This window comes from Chitinophaga terrae (ex Kim and Jung 2007) (genome assembly GCF_900107795.1).
GTDB lineage: Bacteria > Bacteroidota > Bacteroidia > Chitinophagales > Chitinophagaceae > Chitinophaga > Chitinophaga terrae.
The window spans coordinates 1-22909 of sequence record NZ_FNRL01000038.1 but is presented as its reverse complement, the minus strand read 5'-3'; the positions used below and the strand labels follow the sequence as shown (position 1 = coordinate 22909).

The following is a 22909-nucleotide window of genomic DNA, read 5'->3' as shown; positions in this document are numbered from 1 at the left end:
TTCCTTTGTTTTCTTATTTCACTTAAAAAAATCCTTTGCGCTCTTAACCTTCTTAGCCCCTTTGCGTGAACCCCAAAAAAAATTCATTGAAGTATTTCGATATTTGGAAAATGTCTGTATATTTGCATCATGGATTTAGCAGTTATAGAAAAAGCAGCAAATGCCATTGCCGATAAACACCGCCTGTCTATTATTATGGAGGTGGTTCGGAAAGGGTCGCTGGTTTGTGGAGATGTGTGTGAATTTACATGTTTGAAACAGCCTACTGTTTCGCATCACGTGAAAATTCTGGTGGATAGCGGCGTGTTGAATTCAACCAAAAACGGACGCATTGTGGAATTGACGATCAATAAAGAGATGATGAAACAATTGTCCATGTTCTTTTTGCAATTGAGCTGAGATGTTTATTACGGGCATATACATCAACAGCTTTTTTTATAGATAAATACATTGATACTTTTAAATTAATAGATGAAAGGGAATTGCGATTCTCTTTTTTAAAAACTTAAAGTATTGATAAACTTAAATAAATCAATGAAATGGCATTGCTTTCGAAGAAAGTAGCTGTTATCACGGGCGGTAACAGCGGAATAGGATATGCAACAGCAGCAGATTTTGTGGCACAAGGCGCAAGAGTAATTATTACAGGCAGGAACAGGGAAGCAATAGAGAATGCAGCCAGGGAACTGGGAAGAGAAGTAGAAGGAGTAACAGCAGACCAGGGAAGAATAAAGGACGCAGAAGAATTAGCTTGGTTCATTAACGACAGGTACGGAAAGATCGACATTCTATTTGTAAACGCAGGCATTCCGGGAAACCTTGGCGCATTTTCGGCCGTTACAGAAGAAGACTTTGATGAGGTGATGAACATCAACACCAAAGGAGCCTTCTTCCTGATCCAAAAATTATTACCACACATGAGGGATGGGGGTACTATCATATTACTCTCTTCCATCAGCGCCGACAGCGGCATGCCGGGCGCGGTGGTATATAATGCAAGCAAAGCAGCGCTGAATGCTTTGGGTCGTACATTGTCGAGGGAGCTGGCCAGCAGGAGGATACGTGTGAATATAGTAAACCCGGGCCCTGTCGAAACGCCTTTCCTCAGCAAGGCTAATGTACCGGCAGAAGTCACCGCCGGTATGAGCATGGATAAAGTACCAATGGGAAGGGCCGGCAGCCCGGCTGAAATAGCCAAACTTGTCACCTTCCTGGCTTCAGACAATGCACAATTCATAACAGGAGCAGCGTACAACATCGATGGGGGACTCAGTGTTCACCCGCTATTAGGCTAACTAATTAACAAGGGCGTTACATGTCATTCAAGGATAAAATTGTTGTTATCACAGGCGGTAACAGCGGGATAGGATATACCTCAGCAGCATCATTTTTAGAGAAAGGAGCAAAGGTTTTGATAACAGGTCGGAATCCGGGTGCTATACAGCAAGCTGTATATGCACTCGGGCACCCTGCAGAAGGTTTCAAGGCAGACCAGGGCAAACTGGATGAAGTCCGCAAACTGGCAGATTATATCAAAGGCCGCTTCGGCGCCATCGACGCCCTGTTCATCAACGCAGGACTGGCGGAAGCCGGCGATATAACAACAGTGGATGAAGCGCAGTACGATCGCCTGATGAACGTCAATTTCAAAGGAGCATTTTTTACTATTCAATATATTTTGCCTTATATCAAAGACGGCGGTTCTATCACTATTCTCTCTGCACTGAATGCCAATGCAGGGATGGCGAATACCTCCGTACTGTCGGCCTCCAAGGCGGCTTTGACCGCTATGGCCAGGACATTGTCCAGGGAACTGGCTGCACAACGTATAAGGGTCAACGTAGTAAACCCGGGTATCATTGATACGCCGTTACTGGAAAAAGCAGGGTTGTCAGAAGCGGCTAAGCAGGTAATAGCTGCACAAACGCCGGCAGGCAGGTTGGGAGAGAGCGCCGATATCGCTCATCTTGTAACGTTCCTGGCTTCTGATGATGCTTCATTTATAACCGGGGCGGAATATAATGTAGACGGAGGCCTTTTTGTGCACCCGTTGATTGCCTGATAAATATTCCAGTCGTTGTATTGTGCAGCATAGTCATGCTGCACAGGCAACACGGATACCAAACGATTTTCCTTTGTTGATTTACAGTTATGGTTGTTTAGAGAAAGTTTGTAAATCCCATTTTTTGGTTGCCAGCCAGGTACTGCTTGTCATAGATGTTACCTGGCGGCAGCTAAATAAAAGAAATTGATATTACAGTTGTAGGTTAAACACGCCGGGATATTCTTATCCCGGCTTTTTTAGTGTGCCAGGCATGTAGTAATAGCTCTAGGGTGAAAGTCCCGAATGCACTTTGCAGTAGGAAGCATTAGCCAAAAGCAAGGGTGTCCATCGTAAGATGGAATCTGAAGGAAGCTGGCGGCAAAAATCCGGGCCGACGAACAGAAACTGCATATAAGGCGGGGTTATATGGGTAATGTTGCTAAAGAAACAAAAGCCCTATACTGCACAGATTATAACAACGTAAATGCAGCGGCTAGATGGATGGAAAGCGTTACACTTACCCTGGGAGATCCTGTTTTTTTTTACAGGAAGTCAGCAGACGCCATAGTAGATCAGCAACGAGCCATCTACCCGAAGTACAAGGAGTAAGATGGAGGTCTCACAGATAAATCGAAGGGCTGAATGTCAGAATGGTAAAGGATGATCATATACATAACAAAGCGTTTACAACCGAAACCCGTAAGAGAACTGCTGTATTGGGCTGGAAGCCGGAAGCGGAAGGTCATACAAACAGGTGTTGAGCAGCGTTATTCGATTTGATGAAGACAATACCGGATATTAGTTTTTTTTTTAGAGTAATATGCTTGAAGAAATATTAGACTTCAGAAATATCACAAAGGCCCATAAACAGGTAGTTAGTAATAAGGGGGCAGCCGGGGTTGACGGAATGCAGACCGATGAACTTCGCGACTTTCTCAATACGGCCTGGCCCCGCCTGAAGTCTGATATTTTACAGGGGCATTACAAACCCCATCCGGTACTGAAGGTAGAAATACCGAAGGCAGGAGGGGGTAAACGAATGCTTGGAATCCCTACCGTAATCGACCGGGTTATTCAACAGGCCATATCTCAATGGCTGTCTCCTAAGTACGATTCCTCTTTCTCCAAAAACAGTTATGGGTTCCGAAAGGCCCACAGCGCTCACCAGGCCGTAGTGCAAGCCAGAGAATATCTGAATGCGGGAAAAGTATGGGTAGTAGAACTGGACCTGGAAAAATTCTTTGACCGGGTCAACCATGATAAGCTGATAAGTTTATTATCGCGTCGGATAGCAGATAAACGGGTATTAGGTTTACTACGTACCTACCTGGGAAATGGGATTATGGAGGGAGGGGTAGTCAGTCCACGCCTGTCAGGAACGCCGCAGGGTTCACCATTAAGTCCCTTGCTTTCTAATATTTTACTACACGAGCTAGACACCGTATTAGAAATGCGCGGTCATAGCTTTATCCGCTATGCAGACGATTGCAGTATATACGTTAGTAGTCGTAAAGCGGCAGAACGGGTAATGTCTAAGGTAACTGTCTATATAGAACAGGAACTAAAGCTGAAAGTAAATAAGGAGAAGACCAAAGTGAGCTATGGAGCAGCCAGTGAGTTATTAGGGTTTAGTTTTTATCGAAGAAAGGGGGGCTGGATTACCCGAATCAGCACTACCGCTGTAAAGCGGATGAAAGCGAAAGTAAGAGGGCTGACTATGCGTAAATCCACACAACCGCTTAACGAGATCATAAATAAGCTACAAACAGTAATAAGAGGCTGGGTTGAATACTTTAGGCTGGGGCAGGCCAAGTCAATAATGATCAGACTGGACGCCCTTGTGCAGACGCGACTGCGAATGCGTATATGGAAACAATGGAAACATCCGGGGGCCAGACAAAAGAATCTTATTAAACTGGGAGTAGGAAAGAAACAGGCAAGGATGTGGAGTAACAGTAACAAGGGTTATTGTCGAATGGCTAATAGTAAGGTACTGCTAACAACGTTAAATAGAGATTACTTCCTGCGCCGGGGTTACATAGGGTTCCACAATTACTATTATTGGAAAACAACACATCAAACTAAGTTATTCTGACAAACCGCTGTATACCGAACGGTACGTACAGTGGTGTGAGAGGACAGTGAGGGAAATAATCCCTCACTTCCTACTCGATTTAACTCATTTTACGGACCAGTTTTCCCAGTGTTCTTAACGCATCATCCACTTGTTTGTTATAAGGTGTTCCGAAACTGATGCGCAGGCAGTTGTTGTATTTATTCTGCAAAGAGAAGATGCGTCCCGGGCAGAAAGTGATCTGGTGCTTTAATGCCTGCTGGAACAGTTCAAAGGTATTGACAGACTCCGGCAGCTCTATCCAAAGCACACATCCTCCTTCTGGCCTGGAAATTTTAGTGCCTTCGGGAAAATATTCCTGCAATGCCTGCGAATATCTCAGGCACTGGGTATGCAGCATTTTGCGCAGGTTCTTCAGATGGAACTCGTAACGCCCTATTTCCAGGAAATGCCCCACTGCCGCTTGTGTTATGGAAGCAGTGGAGATAGAATGATTATGTTTGATGGCCAGCACTTTATCTTTATAGCGGCCGGGAATGGTCCAGCCCACGCGGTAGCCGGGCGCCAGTGATTTTGAAATGGAGCTGCATAACAGCACATGCCCATGCTTATCGAATGTTTTGCAGTTAACGGGGCGATGTTTGCCGAAATAAAGATCGCCGTAGATATCATCTTCTATCAGGGCGATATCATACTTCACAATAATATCTACCAACTCCTTCTTATTCTGTTCTGACATGCAGAAACCCATAGGGTTGTTGAAGTTGGTTACAAAAAGACAGGCCCTGATCTTGTGTTTGGGTATCGCTTTATCCAGGTAGGCCAGGTCGATGCCGGTGACGGGGTGCGTGGGTATTTCCAGCACTTTCAACCCCAGGCCTTCGGCCAGTTGCATAGATCCATGGTAGGCGGGGCTTTCTATTGCAATGGTATCGCCGGGTTTTGTAACGGCAGAAAGAGAAAGGGTGAGCGCATCCATACACCCGTTGGCAGTTACCACATCATCGCCTGTATAAGCGGCGCCCCAGCTCAGCGAAAGCCGGCCTATCTGCGTACGCAGGGTAAGGTTGCCCTGCAGCGGCTCGTATCCAACCCCGTAATTAGGTAAGGTTCTCAGCGCATGGGTGACCGCCTTCGCCATTTTTGCCGCCGGTAAAATAGTAGCAGGAGGCATGGCGATAGAGAAATCAACCAGGTTATTGGCAGTACCGCGGTAACGGTTGAACACCTGCATCACCATTTCGGTGACCGATACTTCGCACGACTTCTTTACAGGACTGGAAATACTGGGAATGGCCGGCATGCGGTGAGAGTTGAACCGGATGTAGTAGCCCGATTTGGGTCTCGACTCAATCAAACCCTTTGCCTCCAGGTGATAGTACGCCTGGAAGGCCGTGCTCAGGCTGATGCCTTGTTGTTTGCTCAACATACGCACAGAAGGAAGTTTTTCTCCTATCTTCATCACTTCCTTCTCTATAAGCTGTTCTATATTATCTGCCACCTGGAGGTACAGATGATCGGCGGTTTTTATCATAACACTGAAATCTGATCTGCCCAAAAGTACAAAAAAATATAACTGTTATAATTGCGTGTTGATCAGTTTACCCAGGGTAGCGATGGCCCATTCGTGCTCGTCGGTCCAGGGATTTGCATTCGTGAGCCGCAGGCAGTTGGCATAATGCGGCTGGCTGGAATACAAAGGCCCGGGTGTGATAATGATCTTTTCTGCTGCTGCCTGTTCAAAGAGCTTCCAGGTGTCGACCTTTGGCGGAAGCGCTATCCACAGGCTGATGCCGCCGCCGGGCTGCGTCAGTTGCGTATCTTTCGGGAAGTATTCCTGTATCCCCTTGATCATCTGCATATTTTGCAGGTTCAGGGTTTGACGCAGGTTTTTAAGATGAAGATCTATGCGTTGCTGTTCCATGAACCGGTGCACCATCATTTGGGTGATGGTATTGGTAGCGGCGGAGTTCATGAATTTGATCTGGGAGATCTTTTCCTGGTAACGGCCGCCTATTACCCATCCCAGTCTCAGGCCCGGGGCCAGGATCTTGGAGAAAGAAGAGCAGTATAATACCCAACCTTCCAGGTCGTACGATTTAATGGTTTTGGGGCGGTCGGGGGAGAAGTGCAGGTCGCCGTATACATCGTCTTCTATCAGCGGTACCTGGTACCGGGCCAGCAGTTTGGCCAGTTTCTCCTTTTGCGGATCTGGCATGCAACTGCCAAGCGGGTTGCTGAAATTAGGGACTAACAGGCATGCCTGTACTTTTTTCTGCCGGAAAGCTTCTTCCAGTTTATCTACTTGGATGCCGGTTACCGGGTCGGTAGGGATTTCCAGGGCTTTCATGCCCAGGTTTTCGATAGCAAGCAGCAATCCAAAAAAAGTGGGCGATTCGATGGCGATGGTATCTCCCGGTTTTGCAACGGCCCGGAGGCAAAGAGTAGCGGCTTCCAGTGCGCCGTTGGTGACCAGTATCTCGGCGGGCGAAATAGCGCGGCCCCAGTTCAGGCAAAGCCTGGATATCTGCTGCCGCAGCGGCTCGTAGCCCCGGATATCGCCATAGGGAATATAGCTGTCGTCGTAAGTCCTGGCAACGGCCGATAACGCCTTTCGTAGTTTGCCTGCGGGCAGGATAGCGCTGTCCGGCGCGGGGCCAACCAGCGATACTACATCCATGCCCGAATAGAACTTCAACCTGGCCAGTTGCTCATTTACCTGTACTTCTGCAGCCGTAGGAGCGGGATTGCTGACAGGAGGAAGCGCGCGCCTGTTCTGCAACCTGGAATAGGCTACAAAGTACCCGGATTTTTCCCTGGCTTCTATCCATCCCTGTTTTTCCAGGTAAGCATATACCTGTAACGCCGTGCTGATGCTTATATGTTGTTCCTGGTGCAGGGTTCTGACAGAAGGCAGCTTCCCTCCCGTAGGATACGTACCGTTAATGATCAGTTGCTGTAATTTTTCGGCCAGTTTAAGATATTTAAAACCACTGTTCTTCTTCATACCACAAAAATAATCTGTTATGGTTACAGATCAATAAATCTGTATCTGTTTTGGTTATTTGCTTTGTTGTTATTTTGTAGCATAAAAAAAACAACACAATGGAAGAAAGAATGAACATCTACAAACTGCTTCCTGGCTCCTATGAAGCCATGAGCGGGTTGAGCGACTTCGTAAAAAGTTTAGGATTAGACCACACTTTAAGTGAGCTGATAAAGATCCGCGCATCGCAGATCAACGGTTGTGCATTTTGTTTGAATATGCATGCACGGGATGCCCGTAACTTCGGCGAAACAGAACAACGCATCTACGCCTTGCCAGCCTGGAGAGAGGCGCCATACTATACCGACCGCGAACGGGCAGCCCTGGCATTGGCAGAAGCCATCACCCTGGTTAGCTCTACCCACGTACCAGACGATGTGTACAACGACGCACTGAAAGTGTTCACAAAAGAGGAGATCGCGAAAATCACGATGGCCGTAGTGCTGATCAACTCCTGGAACCGTATTGCGGTCACTTCCCGCACGCTCCCCCGCGATTAGTTTCACGCAAAGGCGCAAAGGAGGCAAAGGGACGTAAGGTTTTTTTAAGAGAAATAAGGGACGTAAGATTTTTTGAGAGAAAATAAGGGACATAAGATTTTTTTAAGAGAAAATAAGGGACATAAGATTTTTTTAAGAGAAAATAAGGGACGTAAGATTTTTTTAAGAGAAAATAAGAAAGGTAAGAAGGAGTTGAGATTGTGTATACAACATATTATCGTCACTTCTTTGCTTTCTTATTTTCTCTTAAAAACCTTTGCTTTCTTATTATCCTTAAAAAAAACTTACGTCCCTTTGCCTCCTTTGCGCCTTTGCGTGAAACCCGTAATTTTAGGATATGGAGTTTAAAGTAGCCATCACGGATTCGTCCAACTTTTCGTTTGAGGAGTGTTTGTGTTTCCTGAGCCGTTCGCCGAAAGAGTGTTTGCACTATATACATGACAACAAGATCACCCGCATGCTGGTAGCCGGTACAGAGCCGGTAGTGGTTGAAATAAGGATGGGTGAAACAGCAGATCATCTTGCAGTAAAAATATTGGCGCCTGCCGAACCTGTAGATATCCTTCCTTTGCAGCGATATATTACCCGCTGGCTGCACCTGGATGTTTCGTTGAATGAGTTCTATGATTTTACGGAAACAGACCCTTTGCTGAAAGGATTGGCGCAACAGTACCGGGGATTGCGGCTGATAGGAATGCCCGATTTTTTTGAGGCGATCACCTGGGCTATTATCGGGCAACAGATCAATCTTAGTTTTGCGTATACGCTGAGAGAGCGTTTTGTGAAAGCGTTCGGCTTTCATGCAGTGGTAGAAGGGCGCGACTACTACCTGTACCCGCAACCGGCGGTTGTTGCAGCGTTGGAGCCGGAAGAACTGTTGCCTATGCAGTTTTCGAAAAGCAAGGCGCAGTATGTGATCAATACAGCCAGGAGTATTGTAAGCGGAGAGTTATCTCTTCCACAGCTGGATGAAATGGATTATGAAACGGCAAGAATAAGCCTGGTGGCGTTGAAAGGGATCGGGAACTGGTCGGCCAATTATGCATTGATGAAGTATCGCCGTTTTCCTCAATCTGTTTTGCTGGAAGATGTGGGGTTGCAGAATGCTATCAAAAATAGGTTAAATTTGGCGTCTAAACCTTCGATGGCAGAACTGAAATCGTACAGTCGTTTATGGAAGGAGCATACAGCGTATGCCACGTTTTATTTATGGAGATCATTACTACCCCAATAATAGGTCAATGGAAGAGGAAATATATCATTTGCGTATAGACAGCCCGGTAGGCGCCCTAAAGATCACGGGTACCAGTTCATTCATCAATGCCGTGTCATTTACCGACGAAGCGCCGGAGGATTTTCCCCAACCTCCTGTGTTGTTGCTGGACTGCGCCCAGCAATTGTACGAGTATTTCAGCGGTACCCGGAAAACATTTGAACTCCCGCTTTACCAGGAAGGAACGGATTTTCAGCAACAGGTCTGGAAGCAATTACAGGAAATCCCTTTTGGCCAGACCATCTCCTACCAGCAACTGGCAAAACGGGTGAACAACCCTAAAAGCGTAAGAGCGGTAGGAAATACCAACGGCAAAAACAGGCTGGCCATTATTGTACCCTGCCACAGGGTGATCGGCAGTAACGGTACGCTTACAGGCTACGCCGGCGGGATATGGAGGAAACGCTGGTTGATCGAACACGAAAGAGCTGACCTGTTTACCGGCCTGATGTAAATCTGATATGGTCGTTATTTTCAAAACTGCATCTGTTTTAGGAACATAAAAAGTTTCAATTTTGAAGTCTGAATTCTACCGGCAGAAGGAAGGGCTTTAATGAAACTTTTATGCGCAGAACTAACAACAATGCGTATATCGCATTGGCAATCGTAAGTATTTTCTGGGGAACCACGTACCTGGCCAGCCGCATAGGTGTAAGACATATGCATGGCATTACGCTGGCAGGCATCAGGCAATTAATGGCCGGTGTTTTACTGATAGGCTTTTTCCTGCTCCGCGGGTACAGGTTACCTGAAAAAATGGTGTTATCGAAATTGTTTGTGATAGGCGCCCTCATGTTATGCGGAGGCAACGGGCTATTGACCTGGGCGGTGAAATACATTCCCAGCGGCCTGGCCGCCATCATTGCCGCTACTATTCCCATCTGGATCACTATCGCAAGTTATTTCCTGGTACAACGTACACGTTTTTCCTGGCAGTTGATCGCAGGTATGATCATAGGTTTTGCAGGCGTTGCAGGCATCTTCTATAACTACCTGTCAAGCCTCTTTAACCCGCAATTCCAGTTTGGTATTCTAATCGCGTTCGGCTCCTGCATCTTCTGGTCTTTAGGTTCTATACTCACCGCGAAATGGGCGCTGAATGTCAATTACCTCTTTGGCGCAGGTTTCCAGATGCTGTTCAGCGGCGTGATCATGGTAGGCATTGCAAGCCCAGGCCGCCATTTATGCTTATATCAACCCGATTGTTGCCGTGTTTTTGGGATGGATGATCCTGCACGAGCGTCTAACCTGGTTGATGGGCTTTTGCTCGCTGGTGACCATCGGGGGAGTATATCTTGTAAACAACGCGATCAGCAGGCAGAGAGCTGCAATGAAAGCATCAACATAAAAATATTTTAAGGTAGAATTTTATTAACTGCTCATTGGTTTTCACCTCCGGGCATCTTTTTTCCAGTTTAAATAAATAATTTACCTTGAGATAGAATTGAATCTCAAATGTTTTTTTATGGAAGTTATCCAGGCAACGGAGCTGCATACGAATGAAGTAGCAGTATTGTTTGATGCATACCGCAGTTATTACGACCGGGACCCCGACTTCAAAGGCGCTCTTGCTTTTGTTACAGAAAGGATCACAAAAAAAGATAGTGTTATTTATGTAGCGATGCTGAAAGACGAAATTATAGGCTTCGTTCAGTTATTTCCTATATTCACTTCTCTGGGTATGAAAAAGGCCTGGTTGCTCAACGACCTGTATGTACTGGAAGAGCACAGGGGCATAGGCGCGGGAAAAGCGTTGCTGGATGCGGCTTATCAGCTGGGCAAAGATACTGATGCGGCCTGGCTCATGTTGCAGACTTATACTTCCAATAAAGTGGCGCAGTCGCTCTACGAAAAAGAAGGCTTTGTAAAAGACGCTTCTTCTTACTACTATTACAGGAAAATTTAGCAGGCATTTTAACGGAATATGGATACAACCAAGAATCCCTGGACCATACAGTCGAGGGAATTAAAGTATGATAACAACTGGATAAGCGTCTGGCATCATGAAGGCCTGAATCCTTCAGGTACGCCGGGCATTTATGGAGTAGTGCATTTTAAGAATAAAGCGATAGGTATTGTGGCGATGGATGAAGAAGAACAGATCTACCTGGTTGGCCAGTTCAGGTTTCCCCTGAACCGGTATAGCTGGGAGATCCCCGAAGGCGGAGGTCCGCTTGCCGAACCGCCGCTGGAAACTGCCAAAAGGGAATTGCTCGAGGAAGCAGGCCTGGTGGCGGAAAACTGGCAGGAAATTGTGCGCATGGATATTTCCAATTCGGTTTGCGATGAAGAAGGGGTGATTTTCCTGGCTACCGGCCTGACGCAGCATGCGCCGGAACCCGAAGAAACGGAACAGTTGACCATCAAAAAAGTGCCGTTACTGGAAGTTTATGACATGGTTAACCGATTCGAGATCACGGATTCCCTCACCGTTGCAGCCATACAAAAAGTGATGTTAATGCGCTATGAAGGCGCATTAAACAAATAAACCCGTTACCTTTGCGGTACATGGAAAGAAAATCTCACGCTTTCAAAGGAGAAAGAAAATCAGGAGGGGGGCATCGGCCTAATAAGTATGCTACGCAACGGCCGAAACAATCGGCCATGATCATTGGCCGGCAGCCTATCCTGGAAGCCCTGAAAACCGGCAGGCCCATAGAGCGCATTTATATGCTGAGAACTGCCACAGGCGATATTATTCCGCAGATCAGGGAATTAACCCAGGCAAACAATATTCCTGTCAACTACGTACCCGTAGAAAAGCTGAATGCACTTACCCAGGCTAATCACCAGGGTTGCATCGCATTGATCAGCAATGTTGCCTACCTGGATCTGCAGGATGTGATATCGCATGTAACCGAGCAGGGGCAAACGCCGTTATTCCTCATCCTGGACGGTATTACCGATGTACGGAACATCGGGGCTATTGCCAGGAGCGCCGTGTGTTGCGGGGCCCAGGCTATCATTATCCCCGACAAAGGTATTGCCGCCCTGAACGAAGAAGCGATGAAATCTTCCGCCGGCGCATTGGAAAAAATTTCTATATGCCGTGTCAACAGCCTGAATAAAGCCATTGATACCCTTCACCTGAACGGGATCAAAGTAATGGCCAGCGAAATGGAAGCCTCTTCCAAATTGTATGATTGCGACCTAAAAGAACCGGTAGCTATTATTATGGGATCGGAAGACAAGGGCGTATACCCGGCGCTCATCAAAGCATCGGATGAGCTGTTCCATATCCCTATGGCAGGTAATTTCGAATCGTTCAACGTTTCCGTGGCAGCAGGGATAATCTTATATGAGGCCTTGAAACAACGTACGACCTGAGAATATCAAAAGTATTGTCTTTAACGTGTAAAAAGCCCTGGTATGCTTAAATTGATCGAATGTCCGCGCGACGCCATGCAAGGTTGGCACCATCTGATACCTACATCAGAGAAAATAGCTTATCTGAATGCATTGTTGAAAGTAGGATTTGATACTATCGATTTCGGCAGTTTTGTTTCACCCAAAGCCATTCCCCAGATGGCCGATACCAGGGAAGTGGTTGGACAACTCGATCTTTCTGCCGGCAGCAGCAAACTGCTGGCTATTGTAGCGAATGTAAGAGGGGCGGAAGAAGCAGTGACCTTCGAGGAGATCAGCTACCTGGGATTCCCGTTTTCTGTATCTGAAACCTTCCAGCTCAGGAACACCAATAAAACAATAGCCGAATCGCTGGAACAGGTAGACGCGATGCAGGAACTCTGCATCAAGAACCGCAAGGAACTGGTGATCTATATTTCCATGGGATTTGGCAATCCATACGGCGAACCTTACAGCCCCGAAATTGTGTTGAAATATGTAGAAGAGATGGTGAAGATGGATATCGGCATCGTTTCCCTGGCCGATACGGTTGGGGTAGCCGATCCTGTTACCATTGCCAATCTTTTTAAACACCTGGTGCCGGCCTATCCCGGTATCGAAATAGGCGCACATTTTCATGCGGCCCCCAATAACTGGAAAGAGAAGATCATGGCCGCCTATAACAATGGCTGCAAACGTTTCGACAGCGCCATGAAAGGCATAGGAGGCTGCCCCATGGCTAAAGACGAACTGGTTGGCAACCTCGCTACCGAAAACATGATCGCTTTCTGCCAAGAGCAGAACGAACCATTGAACCTCGATGAAGCCGCGCTGCTCCAAGCCCGGCAAATGGCAGATATGGTGTTCCGCAATTAATCTTATTACATGCAGTTCCATTTAAATTTTCCTATCACACCACTTTCTCCCGCAATAGAATACGGGCAGGAATTATTGTTAATGGGCTCCTGTTTTGCCGAAGAAATTGGCGAGAGGTTGAATGCAAGTCAATTCGCTACCCTCATCAACCCAAATGGCATTTTATTTAATCCTTTAAGTATTACCAGGGCTATTACCGGGTATCTCGACGGCAAACTATATACAGAAGCCGACCTCTTTCAACACCAGGGCCTCTGGAGAAGCTGGGAGCACCATAGCAGGTATGCCGATGCAGATATTAATGCCGCCCTGGACCGGATCAATGCTTCGCAAACCGCAGCCATCAACGCTATTGAGAAAATCGACTGGCTGGTACTTACCTTCGGATCAGCGCATGTTTATTCCCTGAAAGAAAATAACCAGGTTGTAGGCAACTGCCATAAAATGCCTGCCGCCGGTTTCAGCAAACGTTTGCTGACCGTGGAAGAGATCGTGACAGCGTTGGATAACGTCATGCACCGTTTATTCTTCCGGAACAGGAAAGTTAATATACTCTTCACCGTTAGCCCGGTACGCTATGTGAGGGATGGGGTAGTGGAAAACAATCTCAGTAAAGCTATTCTGTTGCAGGCAGTGCATCACCTGGTGAATAAATTCAATCGTTTACATTATTTCCCGGCTTATGAGCTGGTGATAGACGACCTGCGCGATTACAGGTTTTATAAAGAAGACCTGGTACATCCGAACGATCAGGCCATTCAATATGTATGGGAGCATGTGGTGAAATATTGTATTTCAACTGCAAGCCAGGAACTGCTAGGTAATATTGCCGAACTGCTGAAAGCGGCGCAGCATAAGCCTTTCAACCCGGATACCACGCAACACAAGCAGTTCCGGCAGCGGAATGCAGAGAAGGTAAAGCAACTGATGGAAAAACATCCCGAACTAAAACTGGAAAAACTCCTCAATTATTTTCAAGATTGATCATCAATAAAAAAGCCAGGCATAACCTGGCTTTTCCTGTAATATTTTCTTCTCTCTACAACGCTTCTCCTCTCTTATCTTTCAAATACAATAATCCTACTACAAAACAAATCAACGCAATACCTATAGGATAGATCAGTCCCGCCAGGTGATTGCCGCTCTTCGCTACCAGGATGGTAGAAATGGTAGGCAACAGGCCTCCGAACACCCCGTTCCCAATATGGTACGGCAGCGACATGGAGGTATAACGTATGCGGGTTGGGAACAGCTCTACCAGGAAGGCCGCAATTGGCGCATATACCATTGTTACGAATATCACCTGTACAAATATCAGCAGCACCAGCCATACGCTGTTCATACGGCTCACTGTCAGCTCTTTTTTGTCGCCTGTTTCTTTCAATACACTGCCATCAGTATAGGTATGGATGCGGGTTGTAGTGGTCACTATTTCGCCACTCTCATTTTTATGCGAATTGCTTTCTATCCGGTAAAGCGCCTGGTCTTCGGTTTTCTGGCTGGTATTGCCTATCCTGTCCATAGCCCCGTAAATAGGGTAGTAGGCAAGCGCTGCTACCAGCATGCCTGTAAGCATGATCTTCTTCCTGCCTATCCTGTCTGAAAGGCCACCGAAGAAAATAAAGAACGGCGTACCCAGCAACAACGCAATAGCAATGATGGTATTGGATTGTACGAATTCGATGTTCATTGTTTTCTGGAGGAACGACAACGCATAGAACTGGCCGGTGTACCAGACAACGCCCTGTCCCATGGCGGCGCCAAATAACGCGATAAGCACCAGTTTCAGGTTCTCTTTATTTCCAAAACTTTCTTTAATAGGATTTGTACTGGTTTTTCCTTCCTTTTTCATCTGAGCGAACAAAGGCGATTCGTGCAGGCGGATGCGGATGTAGTACGACATCAGCACCAGCAGAACAGAAAGCAGGAATGGGATACGCCAGCCGTAGTTGTTAAAATCTTCGGGCGTCATAGACATGCGGGTGAGCAGGATCACCCCCAGCGAAACAAACAGCCCCAGGGTAGCAGTGGTTTGTATGAAACTGGTATAATAACCCCTGCGATGGTTGGGCGAATGTTCAGCCACATAAGTGGCGGCGCCTCCGTACTCGCCTCCCAGTGCAAGGCCCTGCAGGAGCCGCAGTACCAATACAAGTATAGGTGCTAACACGCCGATGGTATGATAGCTGGGGATAAGCCCTATGGCAAAAGTGGAACCTCCCATTAAGATCAGGGTGAGGAGGAAGGTATATTTTCGTCCTACCATATCCCCAAGCCGGCCAAATACGATAGCGCCAAATGGCCGTACAATGAATCCTACGGCAAAAGTGGCCAGTGTGGCGATATAAGCCAGGGTAGGGTTGCTGGGAGGAAAGAATTTCTCAGCGATAATAGCGGCAAGGCTGCCGAAAATATAGAAGTCGTACCATTCAATGAGCGTACCGGCAGAAGAAGCCAGGATCACCTGCCAGATATTCTGTGTTGAAGGGGTACTTTGCTTGCGAGGTAATTGCAAGGAAGTAGAGTTTTTCATACGTGTTAATTATAATAGCGCGTTGATAATGCAGCAGATCAAGATAATAAATATTTGGAAGCAACACAAATATCATCTCTCTGAAAAATCAGTCAATCGCCGTGTCCGTAAATCTCTATAAACCCTTATCTTTAAGATATTCATTTTTTTAACTCACCGATGGGCCGAATATCTACCAACAGGAAATTAGCTATACTTACTATGTTTGCCCTGGTTGCAGTGGTTTTTACTGCAACGGCGCAGCAGACGGCAGGTGGCCGGCCCAAAATAGGGTTGACTCTCAGCGGGGGCGGAGCCAGGGGGCTGGCGCATATAGGCATCCTGGAAGCGATAGACAGTGCAGGTCTGAAGATCGATTACCTGACCGGAACCAGTATGGGAAGCATAGTAGGCGCCCTATATGCGATGGGGTATTCGGGTAAATCCATCGGCGAAATTGCCCGCAAACTGCACTGGAATAGTTTATTTTCCAACCAGCCCGAATTAGCAGAAATTTCATTCGAGGAAAAGAAAGAATTCAATAAATACATTATCGAGATCCCTTTTGAATACGGCAAGCCAAAACTGGCTTCGGGCGTAATTTCAGGGGAAGCCCTATGGCTGGAACTGGCTAAACTCTGCTGGCCGGCAAAAAATGTAAAGAACTTCTCCGATTTCAATATTCCTTTCAAGTGTATTGCTACCGATATCGCGACCGGCGAAATTGTGACGCTGGACAGCGGCGAGATCGTTACCAGTCTTCGCGCCAGCATGGCCATTCCCTCCATTTTCACCGCCGTAAAGATCGGCGATAAAAAGCTGGTAGACGGGGGCGTGGTAAGGAACTTCCCGGTTATCACCGCCAAGGAAATGGGAGCGGATATAGTTATAGGCAGCAACGTCAGTGCAGGGCTGAGAAAAGCGGACCAACTGGTTACGCCTATCGACATCGTTTACCAGCTTGGATTTTATAAAGATGCAGACGATTTTAAGCAGGAAAGAAAAGAATGCGATATCTATATTTCGCACAATAAAGAACTGAACGAATATTCGGCCGCCAGCTTTGGCAGCGTGGATTCCATCATCGCCATCGGCGAGCGGAAAGGCCGGGAAATGTACCCGGTTTTCAAGCACCTGGCAGATTCTATCAACGCCCTGTATCCCGGTACGGAGTTCCGGCAGGACAGGATGCCTTTTGTTACAGATATAGAATTGAGCAGTATTGAAGTGCAGGGGCTGGTGCATTCGGATAAGAAATTCTTCCTGCAAAGACTGCACCTGAAGCCGGGAGAATGTTATACAGCAACCCAGTTGCGCAATGCCATCCTGAATGTATACGGAACAAGGTTCTATAAACTGATCACTTACGACCTGGTGCCGGAAGGGTATGGAAAAAGCAAGATGATCATCCAGGCGGAAGAAAACCCGCTCACCTACGTAAAGTTTGCCTTGAACTATAATACCTTCACCGGCGCTAATGCGATCGTTAACCTTACCCAGCGGAATTTTATCGTACCTAACTCCCGTTCTTTTGTAAGCGCCGCGATCAGCGAAAACCCGAGGCTGGAAGCCGAATACTTCAAATACCTGGGTCGCAACCGGACATTCGGGTTTGGTATCAGTACTTATTACGAGAATAACGGTCTTTCGTTTTTCGATGCCGATTTCAATAAAATGCAGACCTACAGGAATAAATACGCCAATGTGAACATGGATGTGCAGTATACGGTTGGCAGGAACATGTCGGTAGGCGCAGGTACCCGCTGGGAGTACATCAAGTACAAGCCGCAGTTTTCGCCGTTCGTGGAAGTAAGAGGCAGTACCAACCAGTTGAACACCTACTTTTCGTTCGGCGTCAATTCGCTGGATCATAAACAGTTTCCTACCCGCGGGCTGTTGTTGAACCTGGAGGCGGGATACATTTATAACCAGCATTCGGGCATTAAGGTAACCGCAGAAAATAAGCCTATCGACCTGGATAGTGCAGGCATCAATTTCAACGACTACCAGCGGTTGCTGATGAATATGAAATATTATATTCCTTTAGGACGTAAGTCGACGCTGGAATTGGACGGCAATATCGGCTACAACCTGAATTATAACGAGTGGCAGGTGAATGGGTATGTGGTTGGAGGTATGAATACGGTGACACGGAACCAGGTACCACTGGTAGGGCTATACGAAGGAGAGGTGATCACGCCGAAGATAGGGGCTGCGCAGCTGGCCTGGCAGTATGAATTTGTGAGAAATTTCTATGCTATTCCGCGGGTGGGCGGGGCCGTATACGACGCTACCCCGCTTGGCGGCAAACGTTATATGTACCTGAGCGGTTATGGCCTTGGCGCGGCTTACAGCAGTCGCCTGGGCCCTGTTGAAGCCACTATGATGTACAGTGACCAGATCAGGAAGATAAGGTTCTATGTAAACCTTGGATTTAATTTTTAGTGCATCCTGTCGCCCCGTACCTTGATATTTTTCAGGATCTCAGCTTCCAGTTTGAGCCATTCCTGCCAGCGCAGGGTTACTTTTTCTTCAGGGAAGTATTCGTTGGCCAGGTCTATGAAGAGGCGGTAATGCCCGGCTTCCGATACCATGAAACGGCGATAGAACTCTTTCAGGTATTCATCTTCCAATCCTTCGCTCAATAGCCTGAAACGTTCGCAGCTCCGCGCTTCTATGAGGGCGAAGATCAGCAGTGCATCCAGGAAGCTATCGTCCGGATGGCCGCCTTTCTTGCGGTTTTCCAGCAACGCATTTACGTAATCATCTTTTCTTTGCTTGCCCAGCGGCAGGCCGCGTTTTTTGAGTTCGGCCAGTACCTGGCGGAAATGTCCCCATTCTTCAGTTACGATCGGCGCCAACGCTTCTACCAGCTTGGTTTTTTCCGGGTTCTTCTGTATTAACGAAATGGCTGAAGAGGCAGCCTTTTGCTCACAGTAGGCGTGATCTGTCAGGATATCCTGCAGGGAAATAGCTGCAAGATCTACCCAACGGGGATCAGTAGGTAATTTTAGTCCTAATATGGAAACTTTGCTCACTTTCGCTTTTTTTGCGAAGATAAAGGCAAAGTTTAAATTGTGTGTGCCAAAAATTAAAACCATGGAGAAAGATGCATTTCTGTTAAAGTGGCTGGAGGAGCGGAGATCAGCAGATGCTTACAGGGAGCTTCGCCTGCCCGGGGGGAAAGTAGACTTTTGTTCCAACGACTACCTGGGACTGGCCCGCAGCGAGGCGGTGAGAGCTTATATCCATACGCTGATGGAGGAAAGGCATCCGGCATATGGAAGTACAGGTTCCCGTTTGCTGAGCGGGAATTATGAATGGGCGGAGTCGATGGAGCAGGACCTGGCGGCATTTCATAAAGCCCGGGCAGGATTGCTGTATAATTCCGGCTACGACGCCAACCTGGGGCTTTTTTCCAGTGTGGGCAGGAGAGGGGATACCATTATTTACGACCAGTTGATACATGCCAGCATCAGGGATGGCGTGCGGCTATCGGCGGCCCAGGCATTTTCGTTTAAGCATAACGATGTTGCGGACCTTGAAAAACGGTTGCAAAAGGCTGTTGGAAACGTTTTTGTGGCGGTGGAATCTGTGTACTCGATGGATGGAGATTTGGCGCCCCTGGAGGAAATTGCGGAACTATGCGGGCATTATAAAGCCAACCTGGTGGTAGATGAAGCCCATGCAACAGGAGTGGTAGGGCCGGCAGGGGCAGGATTGGTGCAGGAGCTTAACCTGGAAGATAAATGTTTTGCCAGGGTGCATACATTCGGGAAAGCGGTAGGGTGTCATGGCGCCGTGGTATTGGGATCAGAAACGCTCCGGCAGTACCTCATAAATTTTTCGAGATCCTTTATTTATACAACCGCTTTGGCGCCGGCATCTCTGGCGGCTATTGAAGCGGGATACGCTCATTTCCCATATATGGATGAAGAGCGGAAGCAATTGCGGGAGCTGGTACACCTGTTCCGAACCGGGGTAACGAAGCAGGAACTGTTACCGGGCGAGTTGCCTATACAGGCGGTATTGACGCCAGGCAATGAGAATGCCCGCCACATTGCGGCTGCCCTGCAGCAGGATGGATTGGATGTAAGGCCTATCCTGCATCCTACGGTGCCGGAAGGAGGGGAGCGTTTAAGGATCGTGTTTCACAGCTATAACACCGCCGATGAAGTAAGCCGGCTTATAAAAGTGCTGGCGTCTTAAGGTCCGAATTGAAATTTAATGTATTTTCATAGATATCAGTTTTGTTACTATGAGAATCATTCCTGCTGTTATCACCGGTGCTATCACCTTATCGCTTACCTATCTTTTCAGCCACAAGCTAGGGCAGGTGCCGCCTATGGGAAATTTACTGAGTCCGCAGACCGGGTTTTGGCAGAATGCAGAACCGGTAGGCGAGTTTCCCCAGCAATCAGTGAAGCTGCCGGCTTTGCGGGGCAAGGCGGAAGTCTGGTACGACGACAGGATGGTGCCGCATATATTTGCTGATAACGAGGCGGATGCTTATTTCGTGCAGGGATATGTTACAGCAAAAGACAGGTTATGGCAGATGGAGTTGCAGACCTTTGCTGCTGCCGGCAGGTTATCGGAGATCCTGGGGCCTAAGCTCATCGCTTACGACAGGCAGTTGCGCCGGCTGGGAATGATCTACGGCGCAGAAAAAACAGTGAAGGAGATCAATGCAGATCCGGCCATCAAAACAGCAGTAGATTCTTATACCGCGGGCATCAACGCCTATATTGCAACACTTACGCCAGCGTCTTACCCTGTTGAATATAAAATACTCGATTATAAGCCGGAGCAATGGACGCCAATCAAAACGGCGTTGCTGTTGAAGTATATGGCGAACGACCTGGCAGGTTATTGCCGGGACCTGGAATTTACCAATGCGAGGAGGTTTTTCCCGTTGAAAGAATTTAACCAGATCTATCCTGATTTCATAGACGCTACAGATCCCATTATTCCTAAGGGCACTCCGTACGCTGCTCCGACTGCGAAAGCGTTGAGTCCTGCAGATAGCATCATTGCTGCGAATGCCGCTTATTTCAAATTCAAAGTAGAACAACCCGATCCTGATAATGGCAGTAATAACTGGGCTGTTGGCGGAAGCAAAACCCGTTCCGGCGCGCCCATCCTGTGCAGTGATCCGCACTTGGGTTTATCGCTTCCTTCGCTCTGGTACGAAATACAGATCCATACGCCAGGTATGAATGTTTACGGCGCTTCGTTGCCCGGATCGCCCGGCGTTATCATCGGTTTCAACGATCATATAGCCTGGGGAGTAACAAATGGAGAAGAGGATGTAAAGGATTATTACAGGATGGAATTCAGGAACGGGAAATCAGAATACCTGTATAATGGCAGTTACAGGAAGGCGGATATCCGGGTGGAAGAGATCAAGGTCCGCGGAGGCGCATCATACTACGATTCAGTTGCCTACACAGTATTTGGTCCTGTGATGTTCGATAACACCTTCCCAGATAAAGTAACCAGCCAGTCGTTTCTCGCTATGCGTTGGAAAGCGTTGGATTCTTCCAACGAACTCGCTACATTTTATTTACTGAATAAAGCAAAGAATTACGACGATTACCAGGATGCTTTAAAACGATATACCTGCCCGGCGCAGAACTTCGTGTTTGCCGACAAGCAGGGCGATATTGCTATCTGGCATAATGGCCAATATCCCTTAAGATGGAAAGACCAGGGTAAATGGATCATGCCGGGAACCGACAGCAGTTTTGCATGGCAGGGCTATATCCCGCATGAAGAGCTGCCGCATATTAAAAATCCAGAAAGAGGATTTGTAAGTTCAGCCAACCAGCGGGCTACAGACAGTACCTATCCGTATGCGCTCTACGGCACGTATGATGTTTACCGCGGCGTACGTATCAACCAGCGTTTAACGGCCATGAGCGCTATTACGCCGCAAGACATGATGCAATTGCAGAACGATGATATGAACCTGTTTGCCGCCAACGCCATGCCTTTGATCCGCCGGCATATCGACAGCAGTTCCCTAACCGCCGCCCAGCAACCTTACTGGCAGTTATTATCAGCCTGGGATTGCATGGCTACGCCTGATAGCAAAGGCGCTACAATTTTCAACAAGTTCTGGGCTAAGCTGGAAGATACCATCTGGTATGATGAGATGCACCCCAAAGATTCGACCATCCTCGGATATCCGCAATCTGTTGTCACTTTACAGCTCTTGCTGAAAGACAGTTCGCTAAAATATATAGACAATATCAACACTCCGCAGAGGGAAACGCTTACTTCGCTGGTGCATGGAGCATTTGCAGCTACGGTGAAAGAGCTTTCGCAATTGAATCAGTCGAACAAGCTCGAGTTAGGCAAAGCCAGGGGTACAGATATCAATCATCTTTCCCGCGGCATCCCTGCTTTCAGTGCATTGCATCTGAATACCGGCGGCGGCACTCATATTGTGAATGCGACGAAGCAGACGCATGGACCGTCGTGGCGTATGGTGGTGGAGATGGCAGACAAGACGGTAGCGTATGGAATATACCCGGGTGGGCAAAGCGGTAATCCTGGGAGTCCGTTTTATGATAACAGTGTGAATGACTGGGTTTCGGGCAAATATTACCAGTTGCATATATTTAATTCGAGTGAGGCAGATGACCCTGCAATCCGCTACAAGCTTGTGTTTTCAAAATAATTTAAAAAATATTTGGTTAGTGTTAAATAATTAATATCTTTGCACTCCCATTACGAAAAAATGATTCCGTAGCTCAGTTGGTAGAGCAATACACTTTTAATGTATGGGCCCTGGGTTCGAGTCCCAGCGGGATCACCACAAGAATATCAAAGGAAATTAAAGCCGTTTGAATCGTAGGATTTATGCGGCTTTTCTGTTTTTACCATAGAAAGGGGATCAAGTTAAATAATTGGGGGATTAATATAAAAATAGTTTTTTTGCATTGGATTAGCCAATAAAGCATGTGGATCAGAACTTTCGCAAACTTGTAGAATTGCTGTTACCAGCGGGAATATTAGAGTATTTTGACTTAATAGATTCAAATCAGGACAAAGAAGGTATTCACATATACCTGGAGGAAAAGAATAGCATTCCAGTAGAACATCAACATAAGAAAGCTCACTCTAAAGGATTCTTCTCAGAAGTTGTTATTCAGGATTTTCCCATACGCAATCAGCGCGTCATGTTGCATGCAAAGCGCCGTCGGTGGGAAGTTTTGGAGGATGGGCAAATAATAA

Annotated in this window: 22 protein-coding genes and 1 tRNA gene; 19 read left to right on the top strand and 4 right to left on the bottom strand. The window is 47.2% G+C overall.

Features of this window, described 5'->3' with window-relative positions; translation table 11 throughout:
* Positions 1–129: 129 nt before the first annotated feature.
* The 5 genes from BLV62_RS25865 to ltrA all read left to right on the top strand — a co-directional run bounded on the left by BLV62_RS25865 (position 130) and on the right by ltrA (position 4139).
* Positions 130–399 carry an ArsR/SmtB family transcription factor gene (locus BLV62_RS25865; protein ID WP_089765685.1) on the top strand — a complete coding sequence of 90 codons (270 nt, stop codon included), beginning with the start codon at positions 130–132 and terminating at the stop codon, positions 397–399.
* 140 nt (positions 400–539) lie between these two features.
* A complete protein-coding gene (locus tag BLV62_RS25860) occupies positions 540–1295 on the top strand; it encodes a glucose 1-dehydrogenase (protein WP_089765683.1) in 756 nt (251 codons plus the stop codon).
* A gap of 20 nt (positions 1296–1315) precedes the next feature.
* A complete protein-coding gene (locus BLV62_RS25855; RefSeq protein WP_089765681.1) occupies positions 1316–2062 on the top strand; it encodes an SDR family oxidoreductase in 747 nt (248 codons plus the stop codon).
* Positions 2063–2470: 408 nt separating this feature from the next.
* Entirely contained in the window at positions 2471–2653 is a 183-nt protein-coding gene (locus BLV62_RS25850; protein WP_089765679.1) for a hypothetical protein, read from the top strand.
* Between the two features lie 211 nt (positions 2654–2864).
* Complete coding sequence (gene ltrA, locus BLV62_RS25845; RefSeq protein ID WP_089765677.1) at positions 2865–4139, top strand: group II intron reverse transcriptase/maturase; 1275 nt, start codon at positions 2865–2867, stop codon at positions 4137–4139.
* A gap of 79 nt (positions 4140–4218) precedes the next feature.
* Here ltrA and BLV62_RS25840 read toward each other — a convergent pair whose 3' ends face one another.
* Both BLV62_RS25840 and BLV62_RS25835 read right to left on the bottom strand, forming a co-directional pair.
* Complete coding sequence (locus tag BLV62_RS25840; protein WP_089765676.1) at positions 4219–5652, bottom strand: aminotransferase-like domain-containing protein; 1434 nt, start codon at positions 5650–5652, stop codon at positions 4219–4221.
* 45 nt (positions 5653–5697) lie between these two features.
* A complete protein-coding gene (locus BLV62_RS25835; protein WP_089765674.1) occupies positions 5698–7125 on the bottom strand; it encodes an aminotransferase-like domain-containing protein in 1428 nt (475 codons plus the stop codon).
* A 98-nt stretch (positions 7126–7223) separates the two neighbouring features.
* Here BLV62_RS25835 and BLV62_RS25830 point away from each other — a divergent pair, with 98 nt between their 5' ends.
* The 9 genes from BLV62_RS25830 (at position 7224) to BLV62_RS25785 (ending at position 14142) form a co-directional block, all read left to right on the top strand.
* Complete coding sequence (locus BLV62_RS25830; protein ID WP_089765672.1) at positions 7224–7664, top strand: carboxymuconolactone decarboxylase family protein; 441 nt, start codon at positions 7224–7226, stop codon at positions 7662–7664.
* Between the two features lie 337 nt (positions 7665–8001).
* The gene (locus BLV62_RS25820; RefSeq protein WP_089765667.1) at positions 8002–8898 is read left to right on the top strand and encodes a DNA-3-methyladenine glycosylase family protein; all 897 of its coding nucleotides are present in this window, start codon (positions 8002–8004) and stop codon (positions 8896–8898) included.
* A gap of 7 nt (positions 8899–8905) precedes the next feature.
* A complete protein-coding gene (locus tag BLV62_RS25815) occupies positions 8906–9391 on the top strand; it encodes a methylated-DNA--[protein]-cysteine S-methyltransferase (RefSeq protein WP_089765665.1) in 486 nt (161 codons plus the stop codon).
* Positions 9392–9501: 110 nt separating this feature from the next.
* On the top strand, positions 9502–10296 hold the full coding sequence (locus BLV62_RS29105) for a DMT family transporter (protein WP_089765663.1): 795 nt from the start codon (positions 9502–9504) through the stop codon (positions 10294–10296).
* A 106-nt stretch (positions 10297–10402) separates the two neighbouring features.
* Complete coding sequence (locus tag BLV62_RS25805; RefSeq protein ID WP_089765661.1) at positions 10403–10843, top strand: GNAT family N-acetyltransferase; 441 nt, start codon at positions 10403–10405, stop codon at positions 10841–10843.
* Between the two features lie 18 nt (positions 10844–10861).
* The gene (locus BLV62_RS25800) at positions 10862–11425 is read left to right on the top strand and encodes an NUDIX domain-containing protein (protein WP_089765659.1); all 564 of its coding nucleotides are present in this window, start codon (positions 10862–10864) and stop codon (positions 11423–11425) included.
* Between the two features lie 20 nt (positions 11426–11445).
* Positions 11446–12264, top strand: a complete 819-nt coding sequence (gene rlmB, locus BLV62_RS25795) for a 23S rRNA (guanosine(2251)-2'-O)-methyltransferase RlmB (protein WP_225889715.1) — start codon at positions 11446–11448, stop codon at positions 12262–12264.
* Positions 12265–12306: 42 nt separating this feature from the next.
* On the top strand, positions 12307–13158 hold the full coding sequence (locus BLV62_RS25790; protein ID WP_089765657.1) for a hydroxymethylglutaryl-CoA lyase: 852 nt from the start codon (positions 12307–12309) through the stop codon (positions 13156–13158).
* Positions 13159–13167: 9 nt separating this feature from the next.
* Positions 13168–14142: a GSCFA domain-containing protein gene (locus tag BLV62_RS25785; RefSeq protein ID WP_089765655.1), complete on the top strand. Its 975-nt coding sequence runs from the start codon at positions 13168–13170 to the stop codon at positions 14140–14142.
* A gap of 55 nt (positions 14143–14197) precedes the next feature.
* Here the strand turns inward: BLV62_RS25785 and BLV62_RS25780 are convergent, their stop codons facing one another.
* Entirely contained in the window at positions 14198–15691 is a 1494-nt protein-coding gene (locus tag BLV62_RS25780) for an MFS transporter (RefSeq protein ID WP_089765652.1), read from the bottom strand.
* Positions 15692–15850: 159 nt separating this feature from the next.
* Between BLV62_RS25780 and BLV62_RS25775 the strand changes: the two genes are divergently transcribed.
* On the top strand, positions 15851–18115 hold the full coding sequence (locus BLV62_RS25775; protein WP_089765650.1) for a patatin-like phospholipase family protein: 2265 nt from the start codon (positions 15851–15853) through the stop codon (positions 18113–18115).
* On the opposite strand, the gene miaE is transcribed toward BLV62_RS25775, so the two are convergent.
* Positions 18112–18708, bottom strand: coding sequence for a MiaE family protein (gene miaE / locus BLV62_RS25770; protein ID WP_225889716.1), 597 nt, complete (start codon positions 18706–18708; stop codon positions 18112–18114). The genes BLV62_RS25775 and miaE overlap by 4 nt on opposite strands.
* 61 nt (positions 18709–18769) lie before the next feature.
* On the opposite strand from miaE, the gene BLV62_RS25765 reads away from it, so the two are divergent.
* From BLV62_RS25765 to BLV62_RS28675, 4 genes are all read left to right on the top strand, one after another.
* On the top strand, positions 18770–19879 hold the full coding sequence (locus tag BLV62_RS25765; protein ID WP_089765646.1) for an aminotransferase class I/II-fold pyridoxal phosphate-dependent enzyme: 1110 nt from the start codon (positions 18770–18772) through the stop codon (positions 19877–19879).
* Between the two features lie 49 nt (positions 19880–19928).
* Entirely contained in the window at positions 19929–22352 is a 2424-nt protein-coding gene (locus BLV62_RS25760) for a penicillin acylase family protein (RefSeq protein WP_089765644.1), read from the top strand.
* A 62-nt stretch (positions 22353–22414) separates the two neighbouring features.
* Positions 22415–22490 (top strand) — tRNA-Lys (locus BLV62_RS25755).
* Positions 22491–22635: 145 nt separating this feature from the next.
* Positions 22636–22909 (top strand): ISAon1 family transposase N-terminal region protein (locus BLV62_RS28675; RefSeq protein WP_211118338.1); only part of this gene is annotated, 274 nt, incomplete at its 3' end.

Excerpts from the sequence above, each read along its gene's own strand:
- BLV62_RS25865 (WP_089765685.1), top strand. The coding sequence starts at position 130 with ATGGATTTAGCAGTTATAGAAAAAGCAGCAAATGCCATTGCCGATAAA.
- BLV62_RS25860 (WP_089765683.1), top strand. The coding sequence starts at position 540 with ATGGCATTGCTTTCGAAGAAAGTAGCTGTTATCACGGGCGGTAACAGC.
- BLV62_RS25855 (WP_089765681.1), top strand. The coding sequence starts at position 1,316 with ATGTCATTCAAGGATAAAATTGTTGTTATCACAGGCGGTAACAGCGGG.
- BLV62_RS25850 (WP_089765679.1), top strand. The coding sequence starts at position 2,471 with ATGGGTAATGTTGCTAAAGAAACAAAAGCCCTATACTGCACAGATTAT.
- ltrA (WP_089765677.1), top strand. The coding sequence starts at position 2,865 with ATGCTTGAAGAAATATTAGACTTCAGAAATATCACAAAGGCCCATAAA.
- BLV62_RS25840 (WP_089765676.1), bottom strand. The coding sequence starts at position 5,652 with ATGATAAAAACCGCCGATCATCTGTACCTCCAGGTGGCAGATAATATA.
- BLV62_RS25835 (WP_089765674.1), bottom strand. The coding sequence starts at position 7,125 with ATGAAGAAGAACAGTGGTTTTAAATATCTTAAACTGGCCGAAAAATTA.
- BLV62_RS25830 (WP_089765672.1), top strand. The coding sequence starts at position 7,224 with ATGGAAGAAAGAATGAACATCTACAAACTGCTTCCTGGCTCCTATGAA.
- BLV62_RS25820 (WP_089765667.1), top strand. The coding sequence starts at position 8,002 with ATGGAGTTTAAAGTAGCCATCACGGATTCGTCCAACTTTTCGTTTGAG.
- BLV62_RS25815 (WP_089765665.1), top strand. The coding sequence starts at position 8,906 with ATGGAAGAGGAAATATATCATTTGCGTATAGACAGCCCGGTAGGCGCC.
- BLV62_RS29105 (WP_089765663.1), top strand. The coding sequence starts at position 9,502 with ATGCGCAGAACTAACAACAATGCGTATATCGCATTGGCAATCGTAAGT.
- BLV62_RS25805 (WP_089765661.1), top strand. The coding sequence starts at position 10,403 with ATGGAAGTTATCCAGGCAACGGAGCTGCATACGAATGAAGTAGCAGTA.
- BLV62_RS25800 (WP_089765659.1), top strand. The coding sequence starts at position 10,862 with ATGGATACAACCAAGAATCCCTGGACCATACAGTCGAGGGAATTAAAG.
- rlmB (WP_225889715.1), top strand. The coding sequence starts at position 11,446 with ATGGAAAGAAAATCTCACGCTTTCAAAGGAGAAAGAAAATCAGGAGGG.
- BLV62_RS25790 (WP_089765657.1), top strand. The coding sequence starts at position 12,307 with ATGCTTAAATTGATCGAATGTCCGCGCGACGCCATGCAAGGTTGGCAC.
- BLV62_RS25785 (WP_089765655.1), top strand. The coding sequence starts at position 13,168 with ATGCAGTTCCATTTAAATTTTCCTATCACACCACTTTCTCCCGCAATA.
- BLV62_RS25780 (WP_089765652.1), bottom strand. The coding sequence starts at position 15,691 with ATGAAAAACTCTACTTCCTTGCAATTACCTCGCAAGCAAAGTACCCCT.
- BLV62_RS25775 (WP_089765650.1), top strand. The coding sequence starts at position 15,851 with ATGGGCCGAATATCTACCAACAGGAAATTAGCTATACTTACTATGTTT.
- BLV62_RS25765 (WP_089765646.1), top strand. The coding sequence starts at position 18,770 with ATGGAGAAAGATGCATTTCTGTTAAAGTGGCTGGAGGAGCGGAGATCA.
- BLV62_RS25760 (WP_089765644.1), top strand. The coding sequence starts at position 19,929 with ATGAGAATCATTCCTGCTGTTATCACCGGTGCTATCACCTTATCGCTT.